General features: G+C 38.0%; 19 protein-coding genes. 7 read left to right on the top strand and 12 right to left on the bottom strand.

The window, feature by feature from the left end; genetic code table 11:
• Window positions 1–25: 25 nt before the first annotated feature.
• From C825_RS21265 to C825_RS21210, 12 genes are read right to left on the bottom strand one after another with little or no spacing between them, the layout of a single operon-like run.
• Window positions 26–1102: a GNVR domain-containing protein gene (locus C825_RS21265; protein ID WP_010800088.1), complete on the bottom strand. Its 1077-nt coding sequence runs from the start codon at window positions 1100–1102 to the stop codon at window positions 26–28.
• A 15-nt stretch (window positions 1103–1117) separates the two neighbouring features.
• Window positions 1118–3508, bottom strand: a complete 2391-nt coding sequence (locus tag C825_RS21260) for an SLBB domain-containing protein (RefSeq protein ID WP_010800087.1) — start codon at window positions 3506–3508, stop codon at window positions 1118–1120.
• On the bottom strand, window positions 3505–4665 hold the full coding sequence (wecB, locus tag C825_RS21255) for a non-hydrolyzing UDP-N-acetylglucosamine 2-epimerase (RefSeq protein WP_010800086.1): 1161 nt from the start codon (window positions 4663–4665) through the stop codon (window positions 3505–3507). Before wecB ends, C825_RS21260 begins: the two co-directional genes overlap by 4 nt.
• Window positions 4662–5873, bottom strand: coding sequence for a glycosyltransferase family 4 protein (locus C825_RS21250; RefSeq protein WP_010800085.1), 1212 nt, complete (start codon window positions 5871–5873; stop codon window positions 4662–4664). Before C825_RS21250 ends, wecB begins: the two co-directional genes overlap by 4 nt.
• A gap of 13 nt (window positions 5874–5886) precedes the next feature.
• Entirely contained in the window at window positions 5887–7485 is a 1599-nt protein-coding gene (locus tag C825_RS21245; RefSeq protein ID WP_010800084.1) for an alginate lyase family protein, read from the bottom strand.
• Window positions 7486–7974: a serine O-acetyltransferase gene (locus tag C825_RS21240; protein WP_007657851.1), complete on the bottom strand. Its 489-nt coding sequence runs from the start codon at window positions 7972–7974 to the stop codon at window positions 7486–7488. It lies immediately after the preceding gene.
• Entirely contained in the window at window positions 7952–9112 is a 1161-nt protein-coding gene (locus C825_RS21235; RefSeq protein ID WP_010800083.1) for a glycosyltransferase family 4 protein, read from the bottom strand. Before C825_RS21235 ends, C825_RS21240 begins: the two co-directional genes overlap by 23 nt.
• Window positions 9087–10250 (bottom strand): glycosyltransferase, encoded by a 1164-nt coding sequence (locus C825_RS21230; RefSeq protein ID WP_010800082.1) that lies wholly within the window; start codon window positions 10248–10250, stop codon window positions 9087–9089. Before C825_RS21230 ends, C825_RS21235 begins: the two co-directional genes overlap by 26 nt.
• Window positions 10251–10261: 11 nt before the next feature.
• On the bottom strand, window positions 10262–11368 hold the full coding sequence (locus tag C825_RS21225) for an EpsG family protein (RefSeq protein WP_010800081.1): 1107 nt from the start codon (window positions 11366–11368) through the stop codon (window positions 10262–10264).
• A gap of 2 nt (window positions 11369–11370) precedes the next feature.
• Window positions 11371–12924 carry a lipopolysaccharide biosynthesis protein gene (locus C825_RS21220; RefSeq protein ID WP_010800080.1) on the bottom strand — a complete coding sequence of 518 codons (1554 nt, stop codon included), beginning with the start codon at window positions 12922–12924 and terminating at the stop codon, window positions 11371–11373.
• Window positions 12924–14129, bottom strand: a complete 1206-nt coding sequence (gene wecC / locus C825_RS21215; protein WP_010800079.1) for a UDP-N-acetyl-D-mannosamine dehydrogenase — start codon at window positions 14127–14129, stop codon at window positions 12924–12926. The genes C825_RS21220 and wecC overlap by 1 nt, the downstream gene beginning before the upstream one ends.
• 45 nt (window positions 14130–14174) lie before the next feature.
• The gene (locus C825_RS21210; protein ID WP_010800078.1) at window positions 14175–15272 is read right to left on the bottom strand and encodes an MraY family glycosyltransferase; all 1098 of its coding nucleotides are present in this window, start codon (window positions 15270–15272) and stop codon (window positions 14175–14177) included.
• 934 nt (window positions 15273–16206) lie between these two features.
• On the opposite strand from C825_RS21210, the gene C825_RS21205 reads away from it, so the two are divergent.
• From C825_RS21205 to C825_RS21175, 7 genes are all read left to right on the top strand, one after another.
• On the top strand, window positions 16207–18147 hold the full coding sequence (locus C825_RS21205; RefSeq protein WP_010800077.1) for a polysaccharide biosynthesis protein: 1941 nt from the start codon (window positions 16207–16209) through the stop codon (window positions 18145–18147).
• Between the two features lie 9 nt (window positions 18148–18156).
• Window positions 18157–19473 carry a UDP-glucose dehydrogenase family protein gene (locus C825_RS21200; protein ID WP_010800076.1) on the top strand — a complete coding sequence of 439 codons (1317 nt, stop codon included), beginning with the start codon at window positions 18157–18159 and terminating at the stop codon, window positions 19471–19473.
• Between the two features lie 11 nt (window positions 19474–19484).
• Window positions 19485–20420 (top strand): UDP-glucuronic acid decarboxylase family protein, encoded by a 936-nt coding sequence (locus tag C825_RS21195; RefSeq protein WP_010800075.1) that lies wholly within the window; start codon window positions 19485–19487, stop codon window positions 20418–20420.
• Complete coding sequence (locus C825_RS21190; protein WP_010800074.1) at window positions 20413–21849, top strand: lipopolysaccharide biosynthesis protein; 1437 nt, start codon at window positions 20413–20415, stop codon at window positions 21847–21849. Before C825_RS21195 ends, C825_RS21190 begins: the two co-directional genes overlap by 8 nt.
• Window positions 21850–21852: 3 nt before the next feature.
• On the top strand, window positions 21853–22851 hold the full coding sequence (locus C825_RS21185) for a glycosyltransferase family 2 protein (RefSeq protein ID WP_010800073.1): 999 nt from the start codon (window positions 21853–21855) through the stop codon (window positions 22849–22851).
• A 186-nt stretch (window positions 22852–23037) separates the two neighbouring features.
• Window positions 23038–24003, top strand: a complete 966-nt coding sequence (locus C825_RS21180) for a glycosyltransferase family 2 protein (protein ID WP_010800072.1) — start codon at window positions 23038–23040, stop codon at window positions 24001–24003.
• Entirely contained in the window at window positions 23991–25148 is a 1158-nt protein-coding gene (locus C825_RS21175) for a hypothetical protein (RefSeq protein WP_010800071.1), read from the top strand. Before C825_RS21180 ends, C825_RS21175 begins: the two co-directional genes overlap by 13 nt.
• Window positions 25149–25368 lie beyond the last annotated feature (220 nt).

Below are 25368 nucleotides of genomic sequence, written 5' to 3'. Positions count from 1 at the left end.
CTCCGACTACAAGAATATGTACTGATCAGAATATTTGCCTGTTTCTGATCAGTACATATCCGCTTATTGCTATCAAGTCAAGAAAAATACAACCGATAAGGATCAGTACTTTTTTAGGTGTTGAAGCTTTCAGGGGGACGGAAGCAGGTTCTATAATGGTATAGACAGGTGTTTGTTCCTGTACCCGTAATTTATCCTGTTCCTGTTTTTGCGCTAATGTGTTATAGACATTGAATGTCAGTGTCATCTCATTTTTCAACCGTTCCAACTCTGTCCGGTAACTGGCTGAAACGATATTTTTATTACCGTCTTCAAATGCGGCATACGTTTGTTGGGCTTTATAGTAGGCATCCTGAGCCTCTTTTAGTACTTTCTCTGTAAATTCCAGATCTTTTTTTGCTTTTTGTGTCCGGTAGTTGGTGATATATTTTTTTAATTTTTCCACTACATTATCCGTTACTCGTGCTGAGATAACCGGATCCTGCATCCGGACGGAAACGGTTACTACCTGCGTTTTCTTATCTACAAAGATCGATATCCGTTCCTGTAATTTCTTTATGATATCTTTTTGCTCTTTGGTAAGAAAAAAAGGATCTATCTTGTCTGGCTGGTGATCTTCATCTCCCAGCATTTCGATGAGATAGGAGATACCTTTCAGCGGGGCTTGTATGATCAGATTCCACCATGCCTCTTTCTGATGTCCTTTCAGATAATTGAACAGAGACATTTTCAACGTTTTCTTCTTATTCGTTACTTCCTGAGGGAAAAGTTCCAGAAGAAACGGAGTACTGTGAACAATATCCGGATAAACTTCGGGTGAAATAGCATCCTGGCTGTTTCCGCTGTTTATATCTATTCCAGCCATGGCTGCCAGTCCTCCGAGATTCCCCATCTTACTTGCCGTATTGTTTGTTTCGGGCATCAGTTTGACGGTTGTGGTGTATTCTTTCGGGATACTGAATGCAATGACAAGTCCTATAATCACCGCTATTCCGCTACTTTTCAGAAATAGTTTTCTTTTTGACCATAAGAACTGTATAACGGCTATAATATCTATATCCAATTCTATCTTATCAGTCTTTTTTTCACTCTTGTTTATCATCCTTTACTACAAAGTTTATTTGAGAGAATTTATCAATGAAGTCAACATGGCAGCGATAGAAGTCGTAGAACTTGTGATGCTGAGTATTTCAGCCAGGTTCGCCCTTCTGTCGCGTTGGCTTTTACTTGGAACGACTATTTCACAACCCGGCTCGATCTTTGGATAACGTTTAAAGAAAATACCAACTTTACGGGTGGTCGCTACTTTTCCGTTCATATAAATTACAATCGGATATTTGCGGGAAGTATCGTTATATCCTCCGGCCTGTGACAGACAATCGCGGACGGACATTCCTTTGGTATATGTGATACTGTTCGGATAGGTAACGGCCCCGCTGATTTTCACTGTACTCTGTAACTGAGGTATATAAATGATATCCCCGTCACGGAGAACCAGGTCATAGGTACTTTTCGGGTGGGCAAGTGCCTGTTGTAAATCGATTCCGACAGAATAGTTCTTTATATTGGTAAGCGACAAGGCGATAGAATCCTTACTCTGCTTGTTGTTATTACTTAGTTGCAACAATGTTTCCACCTGGCGGATTTCATCTTCCGTCAACTGGCGTTTTAAACTAGCTCCTCTCACATAAGCATCCGGAGTTACTCCTCCCGATTGAGCGATAATATCACTCAGGCGTGTGTTTTTATAAGGTAAAGCATAGTCACCGGCAAAAGTGACTTCCCCATTTACTTTTACGACTTCCTGTTTTTCATATCCCGGAGAGAAACGGACAAAAACTTCATCGAACGGTTCAAGAGTAAAAAGTGTATCTGCATGGGCCCCGGATGATTTGGATGGCAGTTGCAGTTCATCGCTCAATGCAACAGTATATACTTTGGAAACCTGGTTCGTACTTTTATCAGCCGTAGGATCCTTGATCCGGCGGGCTACTTCAACATTGATCGTCGAGGCGGATTCCTGTAGTCCTCCGGCAAGAATGATGGCATCTTCCACCGTCATATTTTTGCTGAAAGGGATAACTGTGTCTGGGTTATTGACAGCTCCGCCGACTTTGACGGTATAAGGTTCCCGGAGTTCAAATAAAGAAGGTATATATAATTTGTCTTCTTTCTGTAATTCCATGTCCGGGATTTCCCCGTTCATTATACCTTGTATATCTATGGCAATAACCGTACTGGTGAAGTCGGGATTCAGACGGGTAAGATGCGCCCTGCCTATAAATTCATCTCCTTTTAGCCCGGCCGCCTGTTTGATCAATTGTTTGACGGTATGTACTTTTGGGCTTAATTCATATTCTCCGGGACGCCATACGGAACCGGTAATCGTGATCCGGTTGTCATAAAAGGGGATTACGGAGTCTACTAACAGGGAGTCGCCGTCCTGAAGGACAAATGTAGGAAATTCTTCAGCGGTTACGGTAGCAATCTGATAACGGGAACCAGATTTCCGTTTGATTGTCACGTCTTCTGTAAAAGCGTCTCCGGTGAATCCCCCTGCCATTTTCAGCAGGTCTTCCAATGTCTCTCCTTTACGGAGTTCGAATGTACGGTTACGTTTTATTTTCCCGTGTGTGTTAACCAGTTGCTCGTAGGGTTCGATAATAATCATATCATTGTCTTCCAACCGGATATTGGTATCATATTTTCCGTTAAGCAGATAATCGTATACATCCAGATTGGCTATTTCCTTATTGTTACGATATACCCGGATATTACGGAGGGAACCGATGTCGTTCACTCCACCTGCTGCGTATAAAGCATTGAACAAGGAGGCTAGCGAAGATAAGGTGTAGGTACCCGGTGCAACCGCTTCTCCAACAATATTTACTTTAATACTCCGGATTTTCCCTAGTCCGACCGAAACAAATGTATTAGGTTCTTTTCCGTCTACCAGGTTCCACATGATTTTTCCCAACTCCTGCTTGATCCGGTTTTCTGCTTCTTCGATTGTCAGCCCGCTTAAAGCGACTGGCCCTACATTGGGAATGATGATCGTTCCTTCGGGTGATAAAGTCAGCTTCAGGTTTAACTCCGAATCTCCCCATACATCAATAAGTACTTCATCACCGGCTGACAATGGATAATTTCTGGGAGTCGGCATATTCATATTCGGTTCGAAAGACAGGTTTTTATTGGAAAATATCTCACGACCGAAGACCTGGTTTTTTAGACTGTCTTCAGAGGTGTTATCTTTCCGTTGTATGTCGATTGGAGGGATCTCATTTGTTATCATGATCCGGTCGGTTACCGGTTGTTCGCTGGCCGGGATTACTGACTGTTTCGTCCCGCTACTGTTTAAACGTTTGGTAATTTCCTGTTGTATCTGTTCTTCTGTCATGCCGGCAGCCTTGGCCTTATCAAGTAACTCCTGCGGAACCTGGGCTATTGCCAGGATAGAGTACAATGAGCAAAAGAAACAAAGAATGCATTTGTTTAAAGTCTTCATAGAATCTCTTTTATTTTAGTAACAATTCGTTGGCAAGCCAAACCGTCTCCATAAGGATTCACGGCTTTACTCATTTGGTCGTAATATTTTTTATCCTCAATTAATCGGGATGTTTCATCGAGTATCCTGATAAAATCTGTTCCTACCAATTTTACAGTTCCGGCGTCTAACGCTTCCGGACGTTCAGTGGTATCGCGCATTACCAGGACCGGTTTTCCCAGTCCGGGTGCTTCTTCCTGAATACCGCCGCTATCCGTCAATACAATAGCAGACTGTTCCATCAGGTAGACGAATGGCAGATATTCCAATGGTTCGATGAAGAATAGATTTGGCAGACGGATATCTCCAAACACACTCTTTATCGGTTTCCTGACGTTCGGATTAAGGTGCATCGGATAGACAAAGTCTATGTCCGGGTATTTGATTGCTAATGTTTTGAGCGCTTTACACATAGAAATAAAACCGTTACCGAAGTTTTCCCGGCGATGACCTGTGATTAAAACCAATTTCCGGTTACTTTGTTCTGACAGGCGGGAGGTTTTATAACCGGACTTTTCCAGTTCACTGGCAAGTAGTTGCTTCAGTTCATCCTTGTTTTTTATTTCTGAGACTACGTGATACAAGGCATCTATGACAGTGTTACCTGTTACTGTAATCAGCTTCTCATCTATTCCTTCCTCCAATAGATTTTTTTTGCTTAAGGCTGTCGGAGCGAAGTGATAAGATGCTATTCTACCCGTCAGTTGCCGGTTCATTTCTTCCGGCCAGGGACTGTATATATTGTGTGTCCGTAATCCGGCTTCTATATGTCCGACCGGTATCTGCTGGTAAAAGGCAGCCAGTGCTGCCGCTGTCGACGTGGTTGTGTCGCCGTGTACCAGCACCAGATCGGGACGGAATTCTTTCAGCACATCTCTCATTCCGGTAAGTACGCGGGCTGTAACGTCATACAGGTCCTGTCCCTGCTTCATAATATTCAAGTCATAATCAGGATGTATGTCAAAGATGCGAAGGACCTGGTCCAACATCTCCCGGTGTTGTCCGGTAACACAAACGACTGTTTGGAACAGATGAGGATGTTTCTGAAATTCTTTGATTAACGGAGCCATTTTTATTGCTTCGGGACGTGTGCCGAAGACTAGCATAATCTTTTTCATTTTGTTTCTTTTATTATATTCAGCATTTGTCCGGCGAGTACTTTTCTGTCAAAATCGTGTGCAAGTTTTCTGCATCCGGCTTTACATTGTTCATATAAGACAGGATCGGAGAGGAGCCTGTCGAGTTGACGCTCGAAGTCTTCTTTTGATTCGGGTTCGAAGCATAATCCGGCTTTGTACGACTCGACTATCTGACGTGCCTCTCCGTCCACTCCCATCAGGATAGGTATTTCCATGCCTGCATTTTCAAAGATTTTTGAAGGAATGACTGTCGTGAATAAATTTGATTTACGCAAATTGATCAATGCAACATCAAGGATGGAAATGTATCTTTTTACATCCTGCTTGGATACCGGATCGAGCATCGTAACATTTTTGATTCCTAAGTCATCCTTTAGTTTCAGCAGTTTATTCTTCTCGGCTCCGGTTCCCAGGAACAGGAAATGAAAGTTGTTTTTCCCCTCCATCCCAGCCGCACATTCAAGGATAAAATCCAGTTTGTGAGCCATTCCGTGAGTACCGATATAACCGATGATTTTTTTATCTTTTAAATCCAGCTGTTCAAGTAATACTTGATCTTTAGACATGGGAGTGAACAATTCCCTGTTTACCCCGTTTTTTATAACTTCTATCTTTTGGAGAGGGATTCCTTTTTCGCTTAACCTCTTTTTGAATGAGTCCGTTACAACGATGATTTTTTTGGCAGAGCGGTAACATCTTTTTTCCTCCCATTCCAGAAAGCGGATTATAGGATTTTCTTTCATGGCACCGACTGTTTTGATGGATTCGGGCCATAGATCGCGGACTTCCATGATCCAGGGTTTTCTTTTCCAGAAAGAAAGGGTACGTCCCGACAAGGCTGTGAAAAATTGGGGAGAGGTGGCAATGATTATATCAGCCTGTTGAAATAACCCGGCAAAGAAAGAAGTAACGGAGAAACTGATATAGTCGAGTGTCCGTTTCAGAAAACCTTCGTTTGCCGTGATGTAACTCCATATCCGTATTACACGGATACCATCCATTATTTCTTTTTGATAGAGGCGGTTACGGTATCCTGTATATACTTTCCCCTGAGGGAAATTAGGAGTACAGGTGATGACCGTGACTTCTTCCCCTTGTTTTACCCATTCTTTACAATGTTCGTAAGTCCGGGTAGCCGGCGCATTCACTTCCGGCGGAAAATTATCAGTTAAAAATAAGATTTTCATTAGTGATAAATGTTTATTGGATGTTATGCCTGATTGTATATTGCATTTGGTTGGTAAAAGCCAGGCATATTTTTTTTGTCGGAATCAGTTTATTATATTCAAAAGCGATCTCACAGGATTCAATCCATACTTTGTCCGCCCCGGAGAAGGAGATGGTTCCACGGTCTGTCTTTACTGAATCCGTATTGACCGATAGAATCGTGACATCGGGATGTAGATGTATATAGTTGATCCCTTTTGCTCCTTTGGCGGGTATAAGTTGGTCTTCAATCGTAATCTCCCGGTTTTTCATATTAAATCGTCGTTGGTGTTCGACACCCAGTTGCCTGAATCCGTTATGGCGGGCAGTGATACTGTTACGCTCTTCTTTCAGGTAAGTGATTTTAGCCCGTTGGGCAACCCGGAAACCTCCCCAGACATTGCTGGAGCTTTGACCTGCAACCCGAACCGTATTATGCGCCTGTGTCTCACGTTCATATTGTCGCCGTACATTTTTCTCGTAGGTCGAGATACCAGAGTCGATGATGAAAGGTTTCCCATCAATCCGTAATTCATAGTTGAAAGTGTCGGCATGAGCATGTCCGGGAATGTAGTCCGGACCGATATTACCGACATCCAGTACCATTTCAAATCCGGAAGATTCAAATTTTCGATAACCGGATTCCTTCAAATTTTCTTTTGACCAGGTTAATCCCAGTCGTTTAGCATACAGAAACAAATCCCTGGCTATTGGAGCTATACCATAGGTGCTGTCATTGAATAAAGGCATGGAACCATCAGTATAGATGATAGCTTCTAGCCATCCGAGCATTTTTATAGCTTTTGATTCCATATATTTTACAATGTATTTCTGTTGATCGAACCGCATATTATATTTAGCGGCATTGATGCAATCAAGTAAACGGTCCAGCAATATTTCATGGTACATCGGAGTTAGTTCATAATGTGCACCATCAGGAAGTATTTGTTCTTCCAATTCACTATATAATAATTGTGTGGCCTGTTCATAAAAAAAGTTGTCTTTAAAATAAAGTGCGGCCCACAACAAAGAAAATGCATCTTCTAATAAATGGTTGCCTAATAAGTGATATTCAAGGTTATCAGATAAAATTCTATATTGGTTATATAACGATGTATTCCAATTTTTTGTGTTTTCGGGAGGAATTAATAGATAATATTTGGAAAAAAACTTTATCCAGTTTACACCACGCAGGGCTATAGGATACGGTTCTAATCCATTCTTGTTAGATTTTAAATCAATTATAAATTTATTGATCCAATAAAATTTCTTCTGTAAAGATAAATTGTCTTGAAGAAGAAAATCCATATAATTCAAATTGTATGACCATAATTTTCCATGTCGTTCGTCATCCCAAATTGTAAATTCAGAGGTTTTGTTTAAAAAGTGAAAAGAATTTATCCCTTCTGCACTAATATATTTATGTATGAAATCTATAATATGTAAAGGAAATCCTTCTTTAGTATGATCAAAAGAATATCGAAATCGGAATGTTTTCCATACCAATCGTTTACCTCTGTACCAAAGCTGAAAGAATAGTTGTTTGAACTTTAGAAAACGTATTGTATTATAGTATAATATAAGATGTCTCATTTAATGATTCTTCAAAACTGTTTTTTTACATGGATCTGTTTTGGTGTCTAATTCATAATATTTTTTGATACGGTTACTTTGAATAATCTTCATCGGGTTACCTACAACTGTCGTATTATCAGGTATGCTTTTATTGACTAATGTATTGGAACCAATAATGACATTATTTCCAATGGTTATCTCTCCAAAAATAACAGAGCCTGTACCTACATAAACATCATTACCTATGACAGGTACTTTTTTATCACCAAAATTTCTCCCTATTGTTACATTCTGGGCAATTAAAACATTATCTCCGATTATAGCGTCTTTATGAATAACAACGCCTAGCCCGCCATATCCAAGCTTGAAATTACGGCCAATCTTTGCGGAAGAAGGTAGCCATACAGCAAACAAAAACCGATTTAAGTAAGATACCAGCTTAGCTAATCTGAACCATGATTTTCTATGCAGTAAATTTCCGATCCTATATAATCTTATTACTATCATACTTTAATAATTTCATTACACCTTCTCGATATATATTATAATCCTCCTTATTCAATATGGCATCAACGACCATAGAGAATCTGAAAGCAGCGGTAGAAGCAGACCAAAGATTGTTAACTAATGCGTTGGACTCTTTTTTTAACTTAGCCAATAGTATAGGATCACCTGTTAGGGATGATATACATTCTTTTAGTGCCTGTAGATTCCCTGACGGAAAAATCATCGCATTTATGCCATGAGACAACATGCTTTTGACGGCGCCAATCTTGTTGCTTCCTACTATTGCACATGATTCTGCCATTGCTTCATTGATGACGGCCCCCCATCCTTCATGTCCGTTACTCGGTAGTACATATATATCAGCCTGCTGCATCAAATATCGAACTTCGGTAACCGGAAGGAAATCATATAGCGTATAATTTGAAGGGAGGGCATGTTTATGTAAATATTTTATTAAACATTTAGAAGCAGGACCATTGCCAACGAGGGTTAAATGAATGTTGTTATTTTTCTTTTGCAGATCACAGAATGCTTTGATTAATAAATCGACCCTTTTCAATTTTAGCATCCTTCCGCACCATAATAGGTTAATTTTCTCTTTTGGAAGCAAATGGTTACCTCTAACTGTTTGATTGATAGATGTAAAATATCCGAAACTGAAAATGCGATTCTTACAAATACCCAGATAATTAAAATCATATGCGGCATACTCTCCTTGTGCCAAATAGAAGAAATTCGGATAAGTAGATAATTTTCTAAATTGGTATACAAGATTGAGAATTTTAGGATGCAGTAAACGAAATTTCCCAATCCCTTCCTTAAACCATCGTTCTGAAAAATAGAATGTCAGTTTACCGCTTTGTAAACGTTTCTCCATTAACCGATAATAATCTCTTATACTGCATAGGACTATATCCGCTTCGTAAAAAAGGTTTGAAAATTCAGTAAAATTAGAAGGCTGTATGTGATAAAGCCAATTTTCTTGCTGGTAACTGTCAAATCCCATTTTTATTCGATTTTCTTCATGAATCAAAGGAGTCGCATAAATAACATTATCCTGACCATAGATATTTCTCAATGCATCATAAAAGGGTAATTTGTGATGATTTATATTAGGATTTATATATACTACTTTCATTATTCAATTCTTCATTTAATATTACTTTAAGCCTTTCCAATCCACTTGGGAATGAAAAATATTTCTCATAGTCTGTTTTGATACAGAGAGGATTAAACTGATTGTTTAATAAATAATCCAATTTTTCCATAAAGTCTTCTACGGAATGATATTGTTTAAAATAGTCTTTGTTATGAAAAAGATCGTAACCCTTTGCTGAAGTAGGATGAGTCAGTATGGCTTTACCGTTTCTTAATCCATCCATGACACGTAGTTTAAGTCCGCTACCCAACCGTGCCGGAGCTATATAGACGGATGATTTTTTTATAACTGCATCCATATTTTCCGGATTAGCTATCAGTTCTATATTAGAGCGTTTACATTTTTCTATTAGTTTTTTTCCGGGGTTTCTGCCGGCTATTATAATATTGATATCCGGATATTTGCTGATAATCGGTGTATAAAGTTCTTTCAGAAAGTGGGTTATACCGTCTTCTGTCTGATAGTCGTGCAAACTCCCGGTTATGGCTAATGTGCAATTGTCCGGTTGCAAAAGGATATTTTCTGTCCTTCTTTCTTTATTCTCGAAGCATCCGAGGTATTTCACCCGGATATTTTCAGGCAAATCATATATATCTTTGAACTCCTGAATGTCATCATTACTGATAGATAGGTTCAAATCGCTGTTTAATAAAGCCTTTTTTTCATTTTTGTTTATATAGCCGGCATACAATCCGCCAAAAGATTCAATAGTCTTGTTATCTTTGTGGTACCGGCGTTCTACATTATGGTGAATAGTTATCACTTTTAACTTTTTACTTTTGAAAAAATCTACCATGTCTCCTGCCAGTACACCTCCATTTAAGACAACTGTATCGAACCTATCTTCATTTATGTTTTGCCAATAATCATAGATAAAAGGAATAAAACGATGTAGCCTGCCAGTAAATGGGAACAATAACTTTTCCTTGAAAGGACGTTTGGGGACATATACAATATCGGCCGATTGTTTATAATTATCAGGTACGATACAGTTATCGGCGATCATTAATGTGAAATGTTCCGATAGTTCCATAAAGGCATCAATGTAGGCTCTTGAAGCGAAAGGACCTCCTCCATTGATAAAAGGATTGACTCTTGAAATATATAATACTTTCATTAGATGTTATTTTAACCGATTTCTACGATTTGTTCTTTGTTGAATATAGACTTATAAGGAATAAATAATTCTTTTCGAAGTTCGATAGAACTATGTAATCTGATGAATGAAAATGTTATTATCAGGCTGAAGAATAATAATTTATTCCATCTTTCTTGCTTCTCCAGTAATAGTGGGAACAGGAAAATATCGAATATATCAAAATACAGACAAACCCGGCTTAGTTGTTCTGATAGGGGAGTAAGCAATATGTATAAGCAGGTTCCGAAAATATATATATTGAATAGTCCCCGTGTGATATTATTATTTGATAGTTCTTCTCTCATAAACAGAAAATATAGCAAAATGATAAATCCCCGTTTTATTACTCCCCTGATTAGTATAGTTGATTTGGATAATTCTACTCCATAAGTTTCTCCGGAAGCGCTTTTATCAATATAGTTATTGATCTTATTTTCAATGATCGAGTTGACCAAACCTGTGCTGATAGAATCAAAAACTGTTGATATATAAAAAGCCATCGGTATTAGTACCAGCAATATAATTATATAATATTTTATTTTAATGTCTTTATCGAAGATGAAATACACCGGTAGAAATAGTAACGCTGTACGATGGATCATGCAAGCTATAATAACAGCAAAAAGGAACATATATATTTTTTTTTCTATTACATACCTGATGGAATACATCAGAATTGCCAGGGCTATATATTGTCGTACAAAGAATATCCCTCCTTTTGTGACAGAAAAATAGCAAAGCAGACTTAATACGGGATATATGGATAAATACCGGATAGCTTTCGATATAAAAAAATATTGTATAGCAGCTAAAATAAATAATAGAACAGTGTAGCTGTTGAACAGGTAATGGATACAATAATTCAGAAATATGAATCCGTTTTCGAAATTGTTGGAAAAATCAAGGTCATATATATTACTGAAATAGTCATAATATCCACTCCAATCGGTGCCTCTTTCCCATCTGAGAAAAGATAACAGGAATAGGATAGAGAGTGTAAGATAATAAATAATTTGAGCCGTCCCTTGTCTTTTGCTGTCGAAGATTTCGAGAAAACTACCGGCAAGCAATAGTATGAAAATCAGATATAGGTACATGGTTAAAATCGATCGAAGGGATACAGTTTTATGTGTGTGATTCTTTTTACAAAATCTCTGGTTCCTTTATTACAAAGATATAGCGGTATCAGTAAAAGAATGAGATACAAGCTTCCGGTCAATGATGCATACAATATAAAGTTAATATAAGAAGAAGCGGGGTTAAGGTCGATATAGTTGGAAATATAGAGTACTATAACCGTTGTAAATAGTAACGATATAATCGATTTGATATATAAGTAAATATAATTGCTAATGGAAGTCTTGAATCCCTTTCGGAACAGGAATATAGGTTTCCAGGTAAAAACGATCAGAAGTAAACTGATCAAGACACCGCAAAGTATGCCTGGTATTCCCCACCAATATCCAAACAGAACGGATAGTCCTATATTTAATATTGCTTCAGCAATTGGTGCCCAGATATCTTGGAATAGGCCATAAGCATTGATAAATGAATCGACAACTGTACGGATCAGGTTTATATACATGATTGCAACCATTAGTATCAGCGATAAATTATCTAGTTGATATTCCGGCCCGACCCATAAAGTAATAAAAGCGGGTGCCAATTGATAAACACAGTAACATGCTGTTCCAACAAATAAAAAACGAGAACAGAATAATTCTTCGAATACATTCAGAATATGATCTTTATCACTTGATGCGACCAGATTCCCTACTCCGGCTCCTATGCTGTTGAATATGGCGGCAAGTAATGCCATAATCCCCATGATGATCAACATATAGTTCCCATAAACGGCTACCTGTGTCAGGGATGTGTAAGCATATATGATCAAAGGACTTGTTTGGGTAAGTACATATCCTCCCACTTTATGGAAAAAGAGTTGTTTTGTCTTTTTTATGATTTCTGAATATTTTCCTTTTAACTCTTTACCTGTTTTTACCCGGGCAGATAACCAGGGGTATTCCCGTCTTAGCAGAAGATTTACGGAGATTGTTGTAAAAATTACTGCTATGAATTCCAAAAGTAACCACCATACATATCCGTCAGACAAATAAACTATTGCCAGGATTTGTAGAACGGATTTGATGATGGTAATACTTTTTACATGGATCGTAATTTTGTAGTCTTTCTGATCGGCAGTCAATACTATCTGACGATAGTTAAAATAGTAGCTGGCCAGTGAACTGGTTAGTAATACGAAAAATGTGCCGTAAGCATACCATAAAGGTAGCTGGGTTTTGGCAAAAATGAACGGAAAGAAACACATAAGGATAAATGAACCCCAAATTACAAATCCTGCAATTTTACGGTACATGTATCCTTGAACTGAAACTATCTCACAGATCTTGTCTCTATTATTATCTGCTAGTGGTTGATAGAGTGTATAGGATATTGCTGCCCCGATACCAAGTTCCGCAAGATTTAAGAATTGAAGGAGATTGACGACAGTCGTGTTCAGCCCTAAAATTTCTGTTCCCAGATATTCAATGAAGATCTTACGGGATATAAAGCTGATTATTAGATTGATAAAATAATAAATCAATGCTATCCGAACGTTTTGTATGCTTCTTTGTGTTCTTGATTTAACCATCATTTTTTATATATCCCGCAAAAATCCAATATCACTTTATTCTCTTTCCTGGGTAACTCCTTGAACTCCTTATGAGCCACCAGGAAGACGATTATGTCGGCTTTTTCGTATGCCTCTTTGTAGTTGGTGAGTTTGAATATTTTGTGCTCATGAACATTCGGTTCCACCACGAGAATATCTGCATTGTTACGGCTTTGCATGACTTTGGTCGTGATATACTTGGCTGGTGATTCCCGCAGATCGTCGATATCGGGTTTGAAAGCCAGTCCCATCATGGCAACGACTGGTTTCCGGTTATGTTCCAGTTCGAACTTAAGCATGGCATTCTCTACTTTTTCGGCACACCAGAAAGCCTTGTAGTTATTGATCTCACGGGCTTTCGCTATCAATTGCGATTCATAGGGAAACTCAGCCGTAATGAAATAAGGATCGACGGCAATACAATGGCCTCCTACGCCGGAACCCGGTTGCAGGATATGAACCCTCGGATGCTTGTTGGCCAGTTCAATCAGTTCCCAAACATTGATGCCGGCCTTGTCGCAAATGAGCGACAGTTCGTTGGCGAAAGCGATCTGTACGTCACGGGAGGAGTTCTCGGTCAGTTTGCACATCTCCGCCGTTTTAGCATTTGTCTTGTGCAGGGTTCCTTTGACGAACCGGCTGTAAAACCCGATCGCTTTCTCTGTCGACTCAGGGTTGATCCCACCGATGACACGATCGTTATGGACCAGTTCATAAATGACATTTCCCGGTAATACACGTTCCGGACAATAAGCAATGTAGATTTTCCCTTTCAGCTCCGGACGGAGGGAGAAAATTAAATCAGTCATCTTGTCCGTTGTCCCTACCGGCGAAGTAGACTCGATGATGAACAGGTCATTTTCCTTCAGCAAGGGGATAACCGAACGGGTTGCCGTTTCCACATAAGAAATATCCGGTTCGTGATTTCCTTTGAACGGGGTAGGGACAACGACCAGGTATACATCACTGGTTTCCGGCTTTACCGAAGCCTTCAGATGGCCGGACGTTACTACTTTCCGGCATAATTCCTGTAAACCGGGTTCCACGATATGGATTAAACCTTGATTGGTCATATCGACAACCTGCGGGTTAATGTCTACACCAATAACTTCTATGCCGTGTTCGGCAGCTATAATTGCTGTGGGGAGGCCAATGTAGCCAAGTCCCATAAAACATGCTTTCATAATTCAATTAAACCTTTTAAGTAATTTCTTTTCGTTAAATAAATTCTATATGCATTTAAGTTTGTCCAGACAGAGATTAAGAGCTGTCCATAGGATAATATCCGTTAAGAATAAAATATTTATATTGGCAAAAGGGGCGAGTATGATATTTAAGCCACTGAAAAATATAGAGATACCAAGTATATATAATAAAGCTCCATGCGGTTTGCATCCCATTTTCAGAAATTTGTGATGAATATGATTTTTATCCGGCGAGAACAACCCCTTATTGCTTCTGAACCGTATCAACATCACCCGTATCACATCGAACATCGGTACGATCAGGGTAGAGAAAGCAACCAGGATCGCACTGGTGGAGTAGGGTGTTACCTCCGGGTTATACACTGCATAACGAATGCAGAGGAAAGCCAGGATATACCCTAAAGTCAGGCTGCCGGTATCACCCATAAATATCTTTCTTCCATGTTCGACCTGCCCGAATACATTATAATAAAAGAAAGGGATCAACACTCCCAATGTCGAGAAAGCCAGCGTGGCATATGTCCACATCTGGTTATGCAGGAACAATACCCCTAATACCATCAGGGAGACACCGCTTAAACCGGAAGCCAGCCCGTCTATTCCGTCGATCAAGTTGATCGCATTGCAAATAAAAACAATGACGAAGATAGTCAGCGGCATACCCAGCCATGCCGGCAGTTCATGCATACCGAATAATCCATACAGGTTATTGAGCCATAGCCCGGATAGAGGCAATAGCGAAGCCGCCAGTATCTGTATGATAAATTTGGTAGAATAATGTAATCCGATCAGATCATCTTTAATGCCAGCCAGATACAGCAGGATCAATCCGCATGTGAGCAGGTAAAAATCGGGTGTGACATGTGAAATGATATTAGGAGGGATCGGCAGACCTTGCAGGTATCCCAGGTAAGAGATGGCTGAGATAAAAGCCAGCGTAAACAGAATAATAGGAGCGAAAGAGATTCCTCCCAACCGGGGGACAGCTCCTGTATGTATTTTTCTTTCATCCGGAATATCGAATAACCTTTTCGTCAAAGCCACGATAAGAATACGTGGAATAATCAGCATCGAAAAGACAATAGATATTACAAAGGCTATTAAAATCAAGAGGTATATCATGCGCTCTTTTAAGTTAAGTTATACGACAATGTTCGTCAGTCACATACTGTAACCGTCGAAAAATGTATTTGCATAAAAACATACCGGATTATTGCTGGTGGTAATTACTCTTGCACCTCAGCGGAGGTATGTGTTCTTTGTTTAGCTCGCTAAATAAACAAAAGACTCCCTGAATCGTTCACGATTTAGAAGCTGTTTACCTTATTTTAATGTTGAATATCAGTACTTTGGAGTGCATAAAAAAGAAATAGCTAAGTGATTGATGCCATAATTTTCAGTTCTTCTCCGAAATGTGTTTTTCTGTAAATCGCAAGATAACTGCCGATTGGTAAAAAATATTAAATAAGTAATGAATAGAGAATAATTTGTTTTGGCTAATCAGGTCTGTCTTCTTGAATGGTTAAATGAATTGTTTTATGACATGGCATGTTTTTTATTGGGGCTGATTTAATATTTGATTTATATACCGTATGTGACTGAAAGTCTGTATGCTATGATATATGCGGGTTCTGGAATTTTTTTGTGTGAATATTGGAGAAAGTGGCTAATAAGGATTCTCTTTTATCACCTTTATCAAGTGGCTTTTTATGTTAATTTTAAGTGTTTATTTTTCATTATACCTTGTTGGACAAGGGGTGATGAATTTTTTGTATTTTGTTTGTTCGAAAATTAATACATACTTTTGCGGCGATTAAATGGGATCATTTTTTTTATTATGGTCGTCGTTGCAGCTATGTGACTGACGAACTTTTTTGTATACATACTAAACTAGTATTAATGTCCTATCTTTTGATAGTCACCTTTCTGGTGATCTGTTCTTTGTTCCCTGATATTGTTAATCCGTGGGAGGTGGTAATGGCTAATCGAAAGCTGTTATTAGCCATACCTATGTCTTTTGGAAAATTCCTAAACTAATTTTATTTATACTCTTCCAATGGAAATGAATAATCATTATGTAGGCTTGCCGCGTCTTTTCTCTCGTTTTACAGAAATAAGATATATCAATGGATGGATCATTTTCAGTGTAGATTTGGTCATATCTTTATGCGTTTCATTGATAGGTGTGTTAGGAATATTTTCTTTTCTAGGAGTTTCCTATGCCCAGGAAGATGTTGTCAAAGTAGGTTTTGCCTCTTTCGTGGGAAGTTTAGTTGCTTTTTTCACATTTAAGGTTTATCGCCGTGTTATTCGTCATTCCACTTTGCGTGGCTTATGGAGAATTTGGGGAGTGGCTATATTGAAATCGGTTGTTTTATGTATATTGCTTCTGGTTTTGAAAACCTCCTTTACTCCAAAAGTTTATCTGGTCGGATTATTTATCGATTGTGTTCTTACAATGCTTATGCTGGTAACATTCCGTATTTTTATTGTGAACATATATAATATGGTTTTGTTGCAGCTTGGTAAAAAGCGAAAACGGGTATTGGTTTATGGAACCGGTGATGAGAGTGTTATGATCGCTTCAACTGCTACAAGGCATATCTTTATGCAAGATTATAGTATAACCGGTTTTATTACTTTCAATAAACAGAAAAAGAATTTCCGTATAGCAGAATTGCCAGTATATCAAATTGCTTCCCGCGAAGATCTTTTGAAATTAGTAAACAGGATTTCTTTAGATGGTGTACTTTTCCCCAATCTTAAAACCATACAACAAGAAAAAGAGCGGTTGATTCGTTTTTGTGAACAAATCTCTCTGCGTACTTTGGTTGTTCCTGAGATGGAAGAGGTCCATAACGGTGCTATAAAACGATCTATCCGTGACATAAAAATTGAAGACTTGTTAGGACGTGAAGAAATCCAGATCAACATGCAGGAGATCGCTTGCTTGCTTGAAAATAAAGTGATATTGGTTACAGGTGCAGCAGGTAGTATTGGCAGTGAGATTTGCCGTCAGTTAGCACATTTCCCTATTTGTAAGTTGATTTGTTTTGATTCGGCTGAAACTCCGATGCATAATTTGCGTTTAGAGTTAGAAGATAAATTTCCTAACTTGAATTTTGTACCTGTGATAGGAGATGTTCGAAATGGAGACCGGTTGGATTATGTTTTTCGCAATTGGCATCCTCATATTGTATTTCATGCAGCTGCTTATAAGCATGTACCGTTGATGGAGGAGAATCCTTGTGAAGCTGTACGGGTGAATGTTTATGGGACTCGGTTGGTTGCAGACGCTGCTGTAAAGTACGGAGTTGAAAAGTTTGTAATGATTAGTACGGATAAAGCAGTGAATCCGACTAATATTATGGGGTGTAGCAAGCGTTTGGCTGAAATTTATGTACAGAGTTTGAGTTTGGCTATTATAAAGGGTGAAGTACAAGGTTGCACAAAATTTATAACGACCCGTTTTGGCAATGTTTTGGGAAGTAATGGTTCTGTCATACCTCGTTTCCGTGAACAGATTAATAACGGAGGACCAGTAACAGTAACCCATCCGGAAATAATTCGTTATTTCATGACTATTCCCGAGGCATGTCGATTGGTTTTGGAAGCTGGTACGATGGGGAATGGAGGAGAGATCTTTGTATTTGATATGGGACAACCTGTGAAGATTGCAGATTTAGCTCGGCGGATGATAGAACTTTCAGGTATGAAGGTTGGAAAGGATATTGAGATAGAGTATACGGGATTACGTCCAGGTGAGAAATTGTATGAGGAGCTTTTGAGTCATAAGGAAAATACCAAAGAGACTCTCCATAAAAAAATTCGAATTGCTGATGTTAGAGAATATAACTACCAAGATGTTACGAGATGTATCAATCTCTTGTCAAATCTTTCTCTGAATGTAGAAATTGTAGACATGGTAAGAGAAATGAAAGGGTTTGTTCCTGAGTTTAAGAGTCAGAATTCGGAATTTGAAAAGTTGGATAAATAGTAGTAATATATGAATATAGCAATTGTAGGTACAGGTTATGTAGGACTAGTCTCTGGAGCTTGTTTTTCAGAGATGGGAATTGATGTCACATGTGTAGACATCGATGAATTCAAAATAGCGAAGTTACTAAATGGAGAGATGCCTATCTATGAACCGGGTTTGGATGATTTGGTTGCACGTAATGTAAAAGCCGATCGCCTACATTTTACAACAGATTTGACATCCTGTTTGGATAAGGTAGAAGTAATCTTTAGTGCGGTAGGAACACCTCCGGACGAAGATGGAAGTGCAGACTTGAAGTATGTATTGGAAGTTGCTCGCACAGTTGGACGTCATATAAAAAAACATGTTGTATTAGTCACGAAGAGCACTGTACCTGTTGGTACAGCAAAAAAAGTTCGTGCAGCGGTGCAGGAAGAGTTGGATAAACGTGGGGTTGATATAGAATTTGATGTTGCTTCTAATCCTGAGTTCTTGAAAGAAGGAGCGGCTATAAAAGATTTCATGACACCGGATCGTGTGGTAGTAGGTGTTGAAAGCGAACGGGCAAAGAAAATGATGGAAAAACTATATCGTCCTTTCACACTAAATGGTTATCCCATCCTGATCATGGATGTTCCTTCAGCTGAAATGACGAAATATGCAGCCAATGCTATGTTGGCAACCCGCATCAGTTTCATGAACGATATAGCCAATCTTTGCGAACGTGTTGGAGCGAATGTAGACCATGTGCGTAAAGGTATGGGAACGGATTCCCGTATCGGTAGCCGCTTTTTATATGCCGGTTGTGGATATGGAGGTTCTTGCTTTCCCAAGGATGTGAAAGCCTTGGTGCATACAGGAATAGAAAACGGATATCACATGCGTGTTATAGAAGCTGTGGAAGAGGTAAATGAAGAGCAAAAGAATATTGTATTTGATAAATTGAATAGAGCTTTTAATGGTGATCTGAAAGGAAAGACTATTGCTATGTGGGGATTATCTTTTAAACCGGAAACAGATGACATGCGCGAAGCCCCGGCGTTGGTTGTGATTGATAAACTACTGAAAGCTGGTGCTGTGATTAATGTATTCGATCCTATAGCTATGGATGAAACAAAGCGCAGAATAGGAGAAGCAGTCACCTATTGTAAAGATATGTATGAAGCAGTGATAGATGCAGATGCTATTGCTTTGATGACGGAATGGAAACAATTCCGTATGCCCTGTTGGGCGATCATCCGTAAAGCCATGAAGAATCATGTGGTAGTGGATGGACGAAACATCTACGATGGCGAGGAATTGAAAGAATTAGGTTTTACTTATTCGAGAATCGGACAAAAATGAATCGGACAAAAATGAAACGGATATTAGTAACGGGTGGAGCCGGTTTTCTCGGCTCCCATCTATGTGAACGTTTGGTGAAAGAAGGCAATGACGTGATTTGCCTGGATAATTATTTTACCGGCAGTAAGGATAATATTCGTTACCTGTTGCAGTATGACAACTTTGAGTTGGTTCGTCACGATGTAACTTCTCCTTATTACGCCGAGGTCGATGAGATCTATAACCTGGCTTGTCCTGCATCGCCTCCCCATTATCAATATAATGCCATCAAGACAATGAAAACCTCCATTTACGGAGCTATGAATATGTTGGGGTTGGCTAAACGAACCAAGGCAAAGATTCTCCAGGCATCGACCAGTGAAGTGTATGGCGATCCGGCTATTCATCCGCAGGTAGAGTCTTATTGGGGAAATGTGAACCCGATTGGAATTCGCAGTTGTTACGATGAAGGCAAACGCGCAGCTGAAACTTTGTTTATGGATTATCATCGTCAGAATGGTGTACGGATTAAAATCATCCGTATCTTCAATACGTATGGTCCTCGAATGAATCCGAACGACGGACGTGTCGTTTCCAACTTTATCGTACAGGCGTTAAAAGGGGAAGAAATCACAATCTATGGAGATGGAACTCAAACCAGAAGCTTCCAATACGTAGACGATTTGATTGAAGCCATGATCCGAATGATGGCTACTGGTGATGACTTTATCGGCCCTGTCAATACAGGAAACCCGGGAGAATTCACAATGCTGGAACTGGCAGAGAAGGTGATAGAGTTGACAAATTCGAAATCAAAGATTGTACATTGTCCGTTACCGGGTGACGATCCGAAACAGAGAAAACCGGATATTACATTAGCAAAAGAGAAATTGGATTGGGAACCTAAAATTCCTTTGGAAGAAGGGTTAAAGAAAACGATTGCTTATTTTATCAAATTACATGAGTGATTCTGTAAAGCATCGAGCCGTAAAAGGTGTGATGTGGAGTGCTGTTGAACGGTTTTCTGTACAGGGGATACAGTTTGTACTGAGCATTGTCATCGCCCGTTTGGTATTGCCTTCGGAATACGGCTTGATTGCCATGTTGGGTATTTTTTTGGCGATCGCCCAGACATTCGTGGATAGCGGTTTCTCGAATGCCTTGATCCAGAAGAAGGATCGGACGGAGGTGGATTATTCGACGGTGTTCTATTTCAATATCCTTATAGCCTTGGTTGTTTATGGGGTGTTGTTTATCTCTGCCCCTTATATCGCCTCGTTTTACAGGGAGCCGGAGCTAACGGTTGTGACTCGATGGGTGGGATTGAATCTCCTGTTGAATGGTCTTTCTATTGTTCAACGGGCTAAGTTGACAGTTTGTGTTGATTTCAAGACACAGGCGAAAGCTTCCTTGATTGCAGTGCTCATGAGTGGATTGGTGGCTGTCTGTCTGGCTTATCGAGACTATGGGGTATGGGCGTTGGTGCTGCAGAGCTTGCTGAGCAGCTTTTTGAATACGCTTTTATTGTGGATATTCTCTAGATGGTTGCCTTTGTGGTGTTTCTCTTGGAAGTCGTTCCGCTCATTGTTTTCTTTTGGCTCTAAATTGCTGTTGTCAGGTCTGTTGCATACCATCTATATCAATTTGTATAGCTTGGTTATAGGTAGGAGATATTCGGCTATGGATGTTGGTTTTTACAATCGGGCCAATCAGTTCTCTGGATTTCCTTCCACGAATCTTGTGGGGATCATCACACGGGTTATTTATTCTGTACAGTGTGAGCTGCAGGATGACACTGAGCGATTGAATCGTTCATTCATGTGCTATTTGAGAGTGTCTTGCTATATCATCTTTCCACTGATGACACTGTTGGCGGTGTTATCGGACCCCTTGATTCGATTCCTCTTGACAGACAAATGGCTTCCATCGGCCGAATTGTTGTCTATATTATGTATAGCGTATATGTGGTATCCGGTCATGGTGATTAACAACCAGATATTGAACGTGAAGGGTCGCTCGGACTATTTCCTTCGGGCGGAGATACTCAAGAAAGTGGTGGCCATAGCTATTCTATGCGCCACGCTGCCTTTCGGGGTTCGTTGGCTGTGTTGGGGAATCGTTCTTTACAATTTCTCTGATATAGGAATTATCATTTATTACTCGAAGAAAGTGATAAGTACCGGATACATGGAACAGATAAAAAACATATTCCCCTTGTTCTTGCTTTCATTGGGCATGGGAATGAGTGCGTATATCGCCCAATCCATGATTAAGGGTAGCTTACCGCAATTGATTATCGGGGGCTTGGTCGCCCTATTTTCCTATTTGTTATTGGGATTCCTTTTTAAGGTACGGGAGTCCCGGCTGCTATTTTCATTGATAAAAAAGTATATATAGAATATGTATAAGGTAACATTGTCCATGCCTATTTACAACGTGGCGCCCTATGTGGAGCGTGCCTTGTTGTCCGCATTGAATCAAACGTTTGAGAGTATAGAGTTTTTATTGGTAGACGATCGAGGGACGGATAATAGTATGGATATTGTCCGTCGAATCATCAAGGAACATCCAAGGGGAAAGGATGTTCGTATTATAGAACATCCACATAATATTGGACTTGGTGCTACACGAAATACAGCTATAGACAATGCCCAAGGTGAATATTTGTTTTTCATGGATAGTGATGATGAGATTACTTTGGATTGCATACAGGTGCTGTATGATAGGATGATGGAGGAGAAGGTGGATATAGTGGTCGGGAGTTATATTCGTGTCTCAAAGGAGAAGAAACCCTTAGCTGAGAAAATTTATAAAAATATTGTTGTCAGAGGAGAAGAAGAGTTGTCTAAGTTTCAATATTCTCATTGGTACGAAGATCGTGTCCATATATCGATGTGGAATAAATTATATGATCTTTCCAGAGTAAGATATATGAATATTCTATGTGTACCGAATCAGTTGAACGAGGATAATATGTTTACGACAAAATGTATTTTTCAATTGAGCTCATGTTCATTTGTTTCAAAAGCTACTTATTTGTATTATGAGGCAGAAGAATCAATAATGCATAAAATGCGACATTGTTTTTCGAAACGATTAGCGGATCAATTTGTAGAGATAATAAATTTTCATAAAGAAAATTTGAATAGGTTAGAAGGGAGATCCATCTATTGTAACTATTATAGATGGGTATTACATTTTACTTACTCTTATATAAGTTGTTATTTGAATGGAAATTTCTCAGACTTGGAGAAAAGGAAATATTTATTTGCTATCAGAAAAAAATTTCCTGTTTATATAAAAGCTATGATGAATAGAAAAGTATTTATTTATCGTGTATTCGTTTCTCTTCCTTTAGAATTGCAAAAAATAATTTTTGCTATATATAATAAATTGTAATTGTTTTTTTTAAAACTATTTGTTTTTGCTGTTTACTATCTTGGAAAGATATCTCTAATGTTAAAATCAGAATTAATATTTACTACAACTCAGTTTATGGTACATAAAAATAACCAATCAAAGGGGTATACACTAAATTGTGTGTTGATTTTTTTTATGTGTTGTTTGATTTATTAATAATAAAATATGTTTCTATCAATAGTTGTGCCAATATATAATGTTGAATCTTACATTGAAAAATGTTTTGATTCTTTGTTTAAACAAGATTTATCTATTTCATTATATGAAATAATTGCTGTAAATGATGGTTCTTTAGACCGTTCAATGGATATAGTAGAAAAATATGCAGGTAAATATGATAATATTGTCATTTATAACAAACCTAATGGAGGGGTATCTTCTGCGCGTAATGCTGGTATAAAATTAGCTTCTGGAGATTATATTATTTTTGTGGATCCAGATGATTATATCGCAGAAAATAGTCTTTCAAAAATATATGAAAATCTGAAAAAAGAATCAGCAGATATGTTAATGATGCGTTCTTTTATAAAGGGTGGTTTAATTGAATGTTATGCGTGGTCTAATATTTGTCCTGTAGATATAGATATGAAGGGGGTAGATGTCTTTAAAAAGGGATATACTAGAGGTAGTGTATGTGGGGTAGTATATAATAAGTCATTTTTTATAAAACATTCTTTGCTATTTGTCGATGGACTGACTAATGGCGAGGATTCTCTTTTTCTTAGTTTGAATTTATTATATGCTTATAAAGTACGATTTACAGATATTTTATTTTACTATATTTTTGTAAGAACAGATAGTGCATCAAGGGAATTTAATGAGGAGAAAATTTGGGGGTTTTCTAATAATTTGAGAGCTATTAATCATTATTTATCAGATTCTTTATTGACTACAGAACAAAAGTCTGTTTTGTATTATCAGCAGTATTCTGTTATTTCTAGTGCAGTTAATCACTATACAAAGTTGTATAAGTTTAATTGGGTATTATTAAAGAAAAGATTAGAATTGTCTAAGGTTTTGCCAGTCAATACAAATGAATTTTTGCCTCAACGATCAAAGATTAGATTGCTGAATTTCTCTTTCTTTTTGTATTTTTTGTTTGTATTCGTAAAAAACATATGCAAAAACTAATTCCTCTTTTTTGTGTAAACTGGATAATATTTTTTTTTCAGTTTGAATCTTTTGGAATAGGTCCTGTTACGGTAGTGCGTTTTCTTATATTTCCATTCTTATTACTATATGTTTTTAGTGTAAGAAGAATGAATATATATAAATCTTTTTCTTTGTTATTTTGTTTGTTTTTTTGTGTGTTTGAAGTTGTTTCAGGCGTATTTAATGCTGAAATTCATTTTTGTATTCAAGGCATAATTAATTTTCTTACAATTGTTGTTTTTGTCGATTTTCTGACTAAAAATAAAGGGTTGTCATATACTAATTTGTTGCTGTTTGCTAGTTATGATTTATCAAGTATATTGTTTTATTTGATTACTTTTAGTGGTGTAAATTTGGCTAATAGATTTCAAGGTATTTATTGGGATCCTAATGTGATGTGTGTATATATTTTTATTTCTTTTTGTGCCAAAATGGTATTATTTAGTCAAGAAAAAAGAAATATGTTAAAATTGATTCTTGGATTATTTTTTCTGTTGGATATAATTGTGATTTTTTCGTCACTGTCACGAGCTGGAATTTTAGGATTGGGAGTTACGGTATTATTAGTTTTTTTTATGTATTCTAAATGGCTTTTTTCGTTCTTGGTAGGAATATTATCTGTTGTGTTAGGATATATGTATCACATTGCATTTAGTCTGACTTGGAGTCTTTCTTTAACTCCATTAGAGGCATTGACTTATAGACTTTTTGTGTCTTCTACTGTGGAATTGGAAGAAGGAGGTGTCGGGAGTAGAAGTGATCGATTAGAAAGATTGTTTGAATCATTGGAAAAAGGAGAAGTTTCTTTGTTTGGAAATGGAACCAATTATTTGCCTGATGGTGAATTTATGCACAATGGTATTGCGGAGTTCATTCTTGCTGCAGGAATCATCTTAGGAACAACTTTTATAGGAGTTTTTATATATTTGATATGTGTGAATATAATATGGCCTATTTTGAAAGGTAAGAGGAATCTTTTTTTGCTTTTTGTCTTGTCTTTTTTTATCGTAACTGTGTTTTATTCTTATCTATCGTTTAAATCTTTTTGGGTTTTTATCTCTTTTTTGCTTTTTTTAAACATTGAAAGAGTTAAGGTGAATAATGTTAATTTTGTAAATATGTAATATATATAGAAAAGGGATTTCTTAAGATTCTTTTGTCTATAGTAATATGGATGTCGTATTTAAGTTTATCCGTTTGACTTTGAGGTTGGTATGTTTTGTTTATCCAGCAATCATTCTGTGCGAACTGACTTGTCAGTGGATTAAATTTTTGGATAACAGAGGAAATCATTTGGCTACATTCTCTTATACGTTCTATTTAAGCTATCTTATAATATTTTTT

Origin of the sequence: Parabacteroides sp. ASF519 (genome assembly GCF_000364265.2) — a bacterium.
In the GTDB taxonomy this organism is placed as follows: Bacteria; Bacteroidota; Bacteroidia; order Bacteroidales; family Tannerellaceae; genus Parabacteroides; species Parabacteroides goldsteinii.
The sequence above is the reverse complement of the archived record's forward strand: the minus strand, read 5'-3'. Positions and strand labels throughout refer to the sequence as shown.

What these genes read in the sequence shown, in the direction of transcription:
- C825_RS21220 (WP_010800080.1), bottom strand. Translation starts at nt 12,924, where the DNA reads ATGGTTAAATCAAGAACACAAAGAAGCATACAAAACGTTCGGATAGCA.
- C825_RS21260 (WP_010800087.1), bottom strand. Translation starts at nt 3,508, where the DNA reads ATGAAGACTTTAAACAAATGCATTCTTTGTTTCTTTTGCTCATTGTAC.
- C825_RS21265 (WP_010800088.1), bottom strand. Translation starts at nt 1,102, where the DNA reads ATGATAAACAAGAGTGAAAAAAAGACTGATAAGATAGAATTGGATATA.
- C825_RS21235 (WP_010800083.1), bottom strand. Translation starts at nt 9,112, where the DNA reads ATGAAAGTAGTATATATAAATCCTAATATAAATCATCACAAATTACCC.
- C825_RS21240 (WP_007657851.1), bottom strand. Translation starts at nt 7,974, where the DNA reads ATGATAGTAATAAGATTATATAGGATCGGAAATTTACTGCATAGAAAA.
- C825_RS21195 (WP_010800075.1), top strand. Translation starts at nt 19,485, where the DNA reads ATGAAACGGATATTAGTAACGGGTGGAGCCGGTTTTCTCGGCTCCCAT.
- C825_RS21185 (WP_010800073.1), top strand. Translation starts at nt 21,853, where the DNA reads ATGTATAAGGTAACATTGTCCATGCCTATTTACAACGTGGCGCCCTAT.
- C825_RS21250 (WP_010800085.1), bottom strand. Translation starts at nt 5,873, where the DNA reads ATGAAAATCTTATTTTTAACTGATAATTTTCCGCCGGAAGTGAATGCG.
- wecB (WP_010800086.1), bottom strand. Translation starts at nt 4,665, where the DNA reads ATGAAAAAGATTATGCTAGTCTTCGGCACACGTCCCGAAGCAATAAAA.
- C825_RS21210 (WP_010800078.1), bottom strand. Translation starts at nt 15,272, where the DNA reads ATGATATACCTCTTGATTTTAATAGCCTTTGTAATATCTATTGTCTTT.
- wecC (WP_010800079.1), bottom strand. Translation starts at nt 14,129, where the DNA reads ATGAAAGCATGTTTTATGGGACTTGGCTACATTGGCCTCCCCACAGCA.
- C825_RS21200 (WP_010800076.1), top strand. Translation starts at nt 18,157, where the DNA reads ATGAATATAGCAATTGTAGGTACAGGTTATGTAGGACTAGTCTCTGGA.
- C825_RS21225 (WP_010800081.1), bottom strand. Translation starts at nt 11,368, where the DNA reads ATGTACCTATATCTGATTTTCATACTATTGCTTGCCGGTAGTTTTCTC.
- C825_RS21175 (WP_010800071.1), top strand. Translation starts at nt 23,991, where the DNA reads ATGCAAAAACTAATTCCTCTTTTTTGTGTAAACTGGATAATATTTTTT.
- C825_RS21230 (WP_010800082.1), bottom strand. Translation starts at nt 10,250, where the DNA reads ATGAAAGTATTATATATTTCAAGAGTCAATCCTTTTATCAATGGAGGA.
- C825_RS21180 (WP_010800072.1), top strand. Translation starts at nt 23,038, where the DNA reads ATGTTTCTATCAATAGTTGTGCCAATATATAATGTTGAATCTTACATT.
- C825_RS21190 (WP_010800074.1), top strand. Translation starts at nt 20,413, where the DNA reads ATGAGTGATTCTGTAAAGCATCGAGCCGTAAAAGGTGTGATGTGGAGT.
- C825_RS21245 (WP_010800084.1), bottom strand. Translation starts at nt 7,485, where the DNA reads ATGAGACATCTTATATTATACTATAATACAATACGTTTTCTAAAGTTC.
- C825_RS21205 (WP_010800077.1), top strand. Translation starts at nt 16,207, where the DNA reads ATGGAAATGAATAATCATTATGTAGGCTTGCCGCGTCTTTTCTCTCGT.